7 protein-coding genes are annotated in these 6,493 nt (G+C 59.1%); 4 read left to right on the forward strand and 3 right to left on the reverse strand.

The features are described 5' to 3' along the window. Positions 1-31: 31 nt before the first annotated feature. Both FB598_RS09690 and FB598_RS09695 read left to right on the forward strand, forming a co-directional pair. Complete coding sequence (locus FB598_RS09690; protein WP_141913370.1) at positions 32-1,396, forward strand: mechanosensitive ion channel family protein; 1,365 nt, start codon at positions 32-34, stop codon at positions 1,394-1,396. Between the two features lie 68 nt (positions 1,397-1,464). After that, complete coding sequence (locus tag FB598_RS09695) at positions 1,465-2,661, forward strand: fatty acid desaturase (protein WP_141913369.1); 1,197 nt, start codon at positions 1,465-1,467, stop codon at positions 2,659-2,661. A 196-nt stretch (positions 2,662-2,857) separates the two neighbouring features. Here FB598_RS09695 and rpmG read toward each other — a convergent pair whose 3' ends face one another. From rpmG to radC, 3 genes are all read right to left on the reverse strand, one after another. Next, entirely contained in the window at positions 2,858-3,025 is a 168-nt protein-coding gene (gene rpmG, locus FB598_RS09700; protein WP_008114372.1) for a 50S ribosomal protein L33, read from the reverse strand. 24 nt (positions 3,026-3,049) lie between these two features. After that, positions 3,050-3,286 (reverse strand): 50S ribosomal protein L28, encoded by a 237-nt coding sequence (gene rpmB, locus FB598_RS09705; RefSeq protein ID WP_006463730.1) that lies wholly within the window; start codon positions 3,284-3,286, stop codon positions 3,050-3,052. Between the two features lie 208 nt (positions 3,287-3,494). After that, positions 3,495-4,169: a DNA repair protein RadC gene (gene radC / locus FB598_RS09710; protein ID WP_141913368.1), complete on the reverse strand. Its 675-nt coding sequence runs from the start codon at positions 4,167-4,169 to the stop codon at positions 3,495-3,497. A gap of 125 nt (positions 4,170-4,294) precedes the next feature. Between radC and FB598_RS09715 the strand changes: the two genes are divergently transcribed. Together FB598_RS09715 and ispH are read left to right on the forward strand one after the other, a co-directional pair. Then, positions 4,295-4,750 carry a peptidylprolyl isomerase gene (locus FB598_RS09715; protein WP_141913367.1) on the forward strand — a complete coding sequence of 152 codons (456 nt, stop codon included), beginning with the start codon at positions 4,295-4,297 and terminating at the stop codon, positions 4,748-4,750. A gap of 106 nt (positions 4,751-4,856) precedes the next feature. Then, positions 4,857-5,822 carry a 4-hydroxy-3-methylbut-2-enyl diphosphate reductase gene (ispH, locus tag FB598_RS09720; protein WP_141913366.1) on the forward strand — a complete coding sequence of 322 codons (966 nt, stop codon included), beginning with the start codon at positions 4,857-4,859 and terminating at the stop codon, positions 5,820-5,822. Positions 5,823-6,493: the final 671 nt, after the last annotated feature.

A 6,493-nucleotide genomic window follows, 5' to 3' on the forward strand; every position in this document is an offset into this window, starting at 1 on the left:
TATTGTCCTTTCCTGAACGAGCCGGCCAGCCATGACCGACCATTTCCTTTCCCTTTTCACCGACTACCAGCCGCAGGACGTGCTGCGCCAACTGGCTGTCATCCTGTTGTGCGTGCTGGGCGGGATCGCGCTGTCGCGCTGGCTGCGCAAGATCCTGGGGCTGGAGCGCGGCGACGAGCAGTCGCGGATGATGCAGATCGGCGTCAAGAGCTTTTCCCGCGTGCTGTCGCCGCTGCTGGCGCTGGGCTTGCTGGCGGCCGCGTATGTCTGCCTCAAACGCATCGGCCATCCGGTATCGCTGTGGGAAATCATGTTTCCGCTGGCCATCGCCCAGGTTGCGATGCGCTTCGTGTTCTATGTGCTGCGCAGCATCTTTGTCAAGGACGCCACCGTCGGGGCCTTGCTGCACCTGTCGGAAAAAGCCATCGCGACGCTGGTGTGGATCTGCGTATGGCTTTACATCACCGGCTTGTGGCCGGACTTTATCGATTATCTCGACCGCACCGAACTGCCCCTGGGGCGCCACAAGGCATCGCTGTTGACGATTTTGCAAGCTGGCGCTTCGGTGCTGGTGACCCTGATCATTGCCTTGTGGATCGGCGCAGTGCTGGAAAACCGGCTGATGAAGGTCAGCACCATGCATTCCTCGCTGCGCACGGTGGTGGCGCGCCTGACCAAGGCGGTGCTGATCCTGATCGCGTTCCTGGTCAGCCTGTCGCTGGTGGGGATCGACCTGACCGTGCTGTCGGTGTTCGGCGGCGCGCTTGGGGTGGGTATCGGCCTGGGCTTGCAAAAGATCGCCAGCAGCTACGTGTCCGGTTTCGTGATCTTGCTGGAACGCAGCATGGTGATCGGCGACATGGTTGCCGTGGATACCTATTTCGGCAAGGTCACCCAGATCAATACCCGGTATACGATCCTGGAAGGGCTGGACGGCATCGAATCGGTGTTGCCCAATGAAATGTTTGTGGCCAATCCGGTACAGAACTATTCCTTGACCCACCGCATTGTACGTTTGTACACACAGCTTACAATTTTGTACCAGGACGATGTGGAAACTGTCTTGTCTATCATGGAGCAGGCCGCACTTGGGGTGCAGCGGGTATCTCAACAGACCGCGCCGCAGGCCCTGCTGATCAAGATCGGGGCCGATGGCCTGGAGCTGGAGCTGGGTTTTTGGATCACCGATCCGGAAAACGGCCGCCTGAATGTGCTTTCCGACGTCAACCGGGCCATCTGGAAGGCATTCAAGGAGCACGGAATCCAGGTCGCGCACGCCAAGCGCGACATCCGGATCATGGACGAACGCAGTTTCCGCCAGAGCGACGCGACTGTTGTTCCGCCATCGCCGGATAGCCCAGACGAGAAGAATTCGCGTACAATGCAGCAAAATTAAAAGAAAATAAAAACATTTTCACGGAACAAGTTCGTTATCCGATAGCAGTTTCTAATTTTGGAGCAGTGATGACCTTAGATGCGATCCTCGACTTTGTTGCCAACGGCTTGCTGCACGCGAGCGGTTGGCAGATTGTCATTTACACATTGGTGATGACCCATATCACGATTGTGGGCGTGACACTCTACCTGCATCGTTGCCAGGCGCATCGTGCGCTCGAATTGCACGCGATCCCCAGCCACTTCTTCCGCCTGTGGCTGTGGATGACCACCGGCATGGTGACCAAGGAATGGGCCGCCATCCACCGCAAGCACCATGCGAAGTGCGAAACCGAAGAGGATCCGCACAGCCCGCAGACCCGCGGCATCAAGAAGGTGATGTGGGAAGGCGCTGAACTCTATCGCGACGAAGCCAAGAACGCCGAGACCATGGAAAAGTTCGGCCACGGCACCCCCGACGACTGGATCGAGCGCAACATCTACAGCAAGTACAGCTGGCAGGGCGTGGGCATCATGCTGGTCATCAACGTGCTGCTGTTCGGCGCCATCGGCCTGGCCATCTGGGCCATCCAGATGGCGTGGATCCCGTTCTGGGCCGCCGGCGTGGTCAATGGCATCGGCCACTACTGGGGTTACCGCAACTACGACTGCAACGACGCCGCGACCAACCTGTTCCCGATCGGCATCATCATCGGCGGCGAAGAAATGCACAACAACCACCACACCTTCGGCACCTCGGCCAAGTTCTCGTCCAAGTGGTATGAGTTCGATATCGGCTGGATGTATATCCGCATCCTCGAAACCTTTGGCCTGGCCAAGGTGAAGAAAGTGGCTCCGGTGCCCAAGTTCGACAGCAAGAAGGCCGCGGTCGACTTCGACACGCTGCAGTCGGTCATCGCCAACCGCTACGACGTCACCGCCAAGTACGCCCGTTCCCTCAAGCATGCCTGGAAGGACGAGCTGGACCACCTGATTGAAAAGGCCAAGCTGGAATCGCGCTTCCTGAAGTCTTCCAAGAAGCTGCTGCAACGTGAGCCGGCCAAGCTGGAAGACGGCCAGAAGCAACAGTTGTCCGAGTTGTTCACGCACAGCAAGGCGCTGCAGACGATGCATGAAATGCGCATCGAACTGGGCGCGATCTGGGAACGTTCGCACTCGACCCGCGAGCAGCTGCTGCAGCAATTGCAGGACTGGTGCGCCCGCGCCGAAGCATCCGGCATCAAGGCGCTGCGCGAATTCGCATTGCGCCTGCGCAGCTACGCGTGATCCGACCCTGAGGGCGGGCAAGCCTGACGGCTTGCGCCTCTGAAAATAAAACCCCCGCCGACGCAAGTCCACGGGGGTTTTGTTTTGGGGCGCTTGCCGCGCTGCCCGGGGAGGGTCAGGGTGTATGCGCGAGGGCGGCGGCAGGCAATAAAAAACCCCGCCTTGGCGGGGTTCTTCATCAAGAGAGGACGATCAATTACTTGATCTTGGTCTCTTTGTACTCGACGTGCTTGCGCGCCTTGGGATCGAACTTCATGATCGTGATCTTTTCGGGCGTAGTACGCTTGTTCTTGGTGGTGGTGTAGAAGTGACCGGTACCTGCGGTCGACTCCAGTTTGATTTTGTCGCGGCCGGATTTCGCCATGATAGATTTCCTTTACTCTGCTAGTTAGACTTTTTCGCCGCGAGCACGCAGATCGGCCAGAACGGCATCGATGCCGATCTTGTCGATCACGCGCAGGCCGGCGTTGGACAAACGCAGGGAAACCCAGCGGTTTTCGGATTCGACGAAAATGCGGCGGTTCTGCAGGTTGGGCAGGAAGCGACGCTTAGTCTTGTTGTTTGCATGGGAAACGTTGTTGCCGACCATCGGCCCCTTCCCGGTGACTTGGCAGACACGTGCCATGTTGATGCTCCTTAAAAATTTCCGAATTTGGGAAAAACGTGAGTATAAGGAAAAAACATTGATTTTTCAATGACTTGCGAAAAACAATTGTGTCTATTGTAAATTAATTTATTTAACAATTTGTCGACCTGCAGTCGCCAGCGGCATCGCCTTCAGTCATAACCCATTGATCGGTAAGGGTTTGTGCAAAGAAAAAGCCTTTGGAAATTCATATCTGCCCATGCTCGGCAAAGGAATGGGTGCGTGTTCCCGCCACCACGAAATGGTCCAGCACCCGCACATCGACCAGCGCCAGCGCGTCTTTCAATGCCCGGGTGAGCGCCAGGTCGGCCTGGCTGGGTTCCGGATCGCCGGAAGGATGGTTGTGCGCCAGTATGACTGAGGCGGCGTTGTGCCCAAGCGCCGCCTTCACCACTTCGCGCGGATAGACGCTGGCCTGGTTCAGCGTGCCGCGAAACAGTTCTTCCACCGCGATCAGGCGGTTGCGGATGTCGACAAACAACACCACGAACGATTCATGGGCCTTGTTCTTGAACAGGAGCCGCAGATACTGGCCTACTGCCTGGGTCGAGTTCAGCAGGGCGCCATCCTCCAGTTCCTCGCCCAGCGCCCGCTTGGCGAGCTCCATGACCGCCTGCAACTGGGCATACTTGGCCGGGCCCAGGCCGTTGATCCGGGAAAAGTCATTCAGCCCGGCGCCAAACAGCGCATCCAGCGAGCCGAAATGCTGGAGCATCTCGCGCGCCAGGTCGACCGCGCTTTTGCCGGCCACGCCCACGCGCAGGAACACCGCCAGCAATTCCGCGTCCGACAGGGCCGCCGCACCCTGGCGGATCAGCCGTTCTCGCGGCCGCTGGTCTTCGGGCCAATCAGTTATTGCCATCTTTGAAATCAACAAAACAGGGGACAGGGGCCGGCGGCCGCGGCGGACTAACGCTGTGCGGCGGCGGCGCTGGAAGCAAACATGGCTTACAATAACGGGTTCTCAAGCATCTCTGATTTCCTTTCATGTCCAGCCCATCTGTCCCGGTCGTCACCGACAACGCCTACCTCACCCTGCATTACCGCCTGGCTTCGCTGGATGGCGACGATATCGTCAGCACCTTCAATGAAAATCCGGCGACGCTGCAGTTCGGCCAGGGGCAATTGGCGCCATTCCTGGAAGCCTGCCTGCTGGGCCTGCCGGAAGGCGCGCACCAGACTTTCGAGCTGGCGCCCGAGCAAGCTTTCGGCGAGCGCAGCGACGAGCTGATCCAGCGTATCTCGCGCGCCACGCTGGAAGAAAACTCGGCGATGGGCGAGGATTACCGCATCGGCGACCTGGTCGATTTCGCCGCGCCCGGCGGCGGCCGTTTTGCCGGCATCCTGCGCGCGATCGACGATGATGGGGCCATCTTCGATTTCAATCATCCGCTGGCCGGCCAAACGCTGAAATTTGAAGTGAAAATCATTGGAGTTCTGTAAGAACCTCTTCAAAATTTCGACGAGAGTTGAAGCGTTGAACAGGTTCAGGGCCGAAGCCAACATCGGCTCTATCGCCGTAGACAAGTTTTGAATCAAGGAAGCCACCATGGATAAAGCGGAATCCGAAATCCTGCTCGCACAGCCGCGCGGTTTTTGCGCCGGTGTCGACCGTGCGATCGAAATCGTCGAACGCGCGCTGCAGCAGTTCGGCGCGCCCATCTACGTGCGCCACGAGATCGTCCACAACGCCTATGTGGTGGCGGACCTGCGCGCCAAGGGCGCGGTGTTCATCGAAGAGCTGGCCGATGTCCCGGCCGGCAGTACCGTGATCTTCTCCGCCCACGGCGTGCCCAAGGTGGTCCAGGCCGAAGCCGCCGAGCGCGGACTGGCCGTGTTCGACGCCACTTGTCCGCTGGTCACCAAGGTTCACATGGAAGTGGCCAAGATGCGCCGCGAAGGCCGCGAGATCATCATGATCGGCCACGCCGGCCACCCCGAGGTGGAAGGCACCATGGGCCAGACCGAAGCAGGCATGCACCTGGTGGAAACCGTGGAAGACGTGAGGCGCCTGCAGGTAGCCGATCCGGAACTGCTGGCTTACGTCTCGCAGACCACGCTGTCGGTGGACGACACCGCCGACATCATCGCGGCGCTGCGTGAGCGTTTCCCGGCGATCGCCGAACCCAAGAAGGGCGACATCTGCTACGCCACCACCAACCGCCAGGAAGCCGTGAAGTTCATGGCTCCCCAGGTCGATGTGGTGATCGTGGTCGGCAGTCCCAACAGTTCCAACTCCAACCGCCTGCGCGAACTGGCCGAGAAGAAGGGCGTGCCCGCCTTCATGGTCGATGACGCCGCGCTGATCCAGCCCGAGTGGGTCGAAGGCAAGTTGCGCATCGGCGTGACGGCCGGAGCTTCGGCGCCCGAGGTGCTGGTGCGGGCCGTGATCGAACGCATCAAGGAGATTGGCGCGCGCAGCGTGCGCGTGCTGGAAGGCATCGAGGAAAACGTCACCTTCCCGCTGCCCAAGGGACTGAGCGCGCGCAAGACGCCTGCGGCGGAAAGCGCCTGAGCGGCGCGGCAATGAAAGAACCGGAAAAAGGCTTGCTGATGCAAGCCTTTTTCATTTTGATGATATTTCCTGCATCAAAATGATGGAGTTTACTGGTCTTACCGGGATTTCTTATGTAACAGCGCCGTTTTTTGACTGGATTGTGCGCAGGTTCTGCGTATAATTCCGCACCAATATCGACGGGCCACCCAACAGGCAGGCTCGCGCAAGGCCCGCCCAACAGGCTGGGTACGACGCCAAACAATGGCGCAAACAGGAGACAAGGGAGACCCCACCATGCATATCCATATGCCCGTCGGCATGCGCCGACGCATCCGGCATTCCAGGCAACGCCGAAGCCCGCGCATCCGAAGCGGCAGCGGCTGAGCCCGTCCCAATCATCCCCCTCGCGCAAAGAATTCAGCGTCCACAACAGCGGCATGCGCCGGCGTTTTTATGAAGGCCGCACCGCCTTGTGCACAGACGCATGCATTCCACCCGGCAAGCGGGAACGGATTTTGCTCATCCGCATGCTTTCGCGACGTGCCGGCAATCTCGTCGGCATGTGCGTTTTTCGTCATTTCAGATTAAAGAGTTATTCATGGACATATTCATCCAGCAGATCATCAACGGTTTGGTGCTAGGGAGCATGTACGCACTGATCGCGTTGGGTTACACGATGGTGTACGGGG

This window comes from Herbaspirillum sp. SJZ106 (genome assembly GCF_006715495.1).
GTDB lineage: Bacteria > Pseudomonadota > Gammaproteobacteria > Burkholderiales > Burkholderiaceae_D > Herbaspirillum.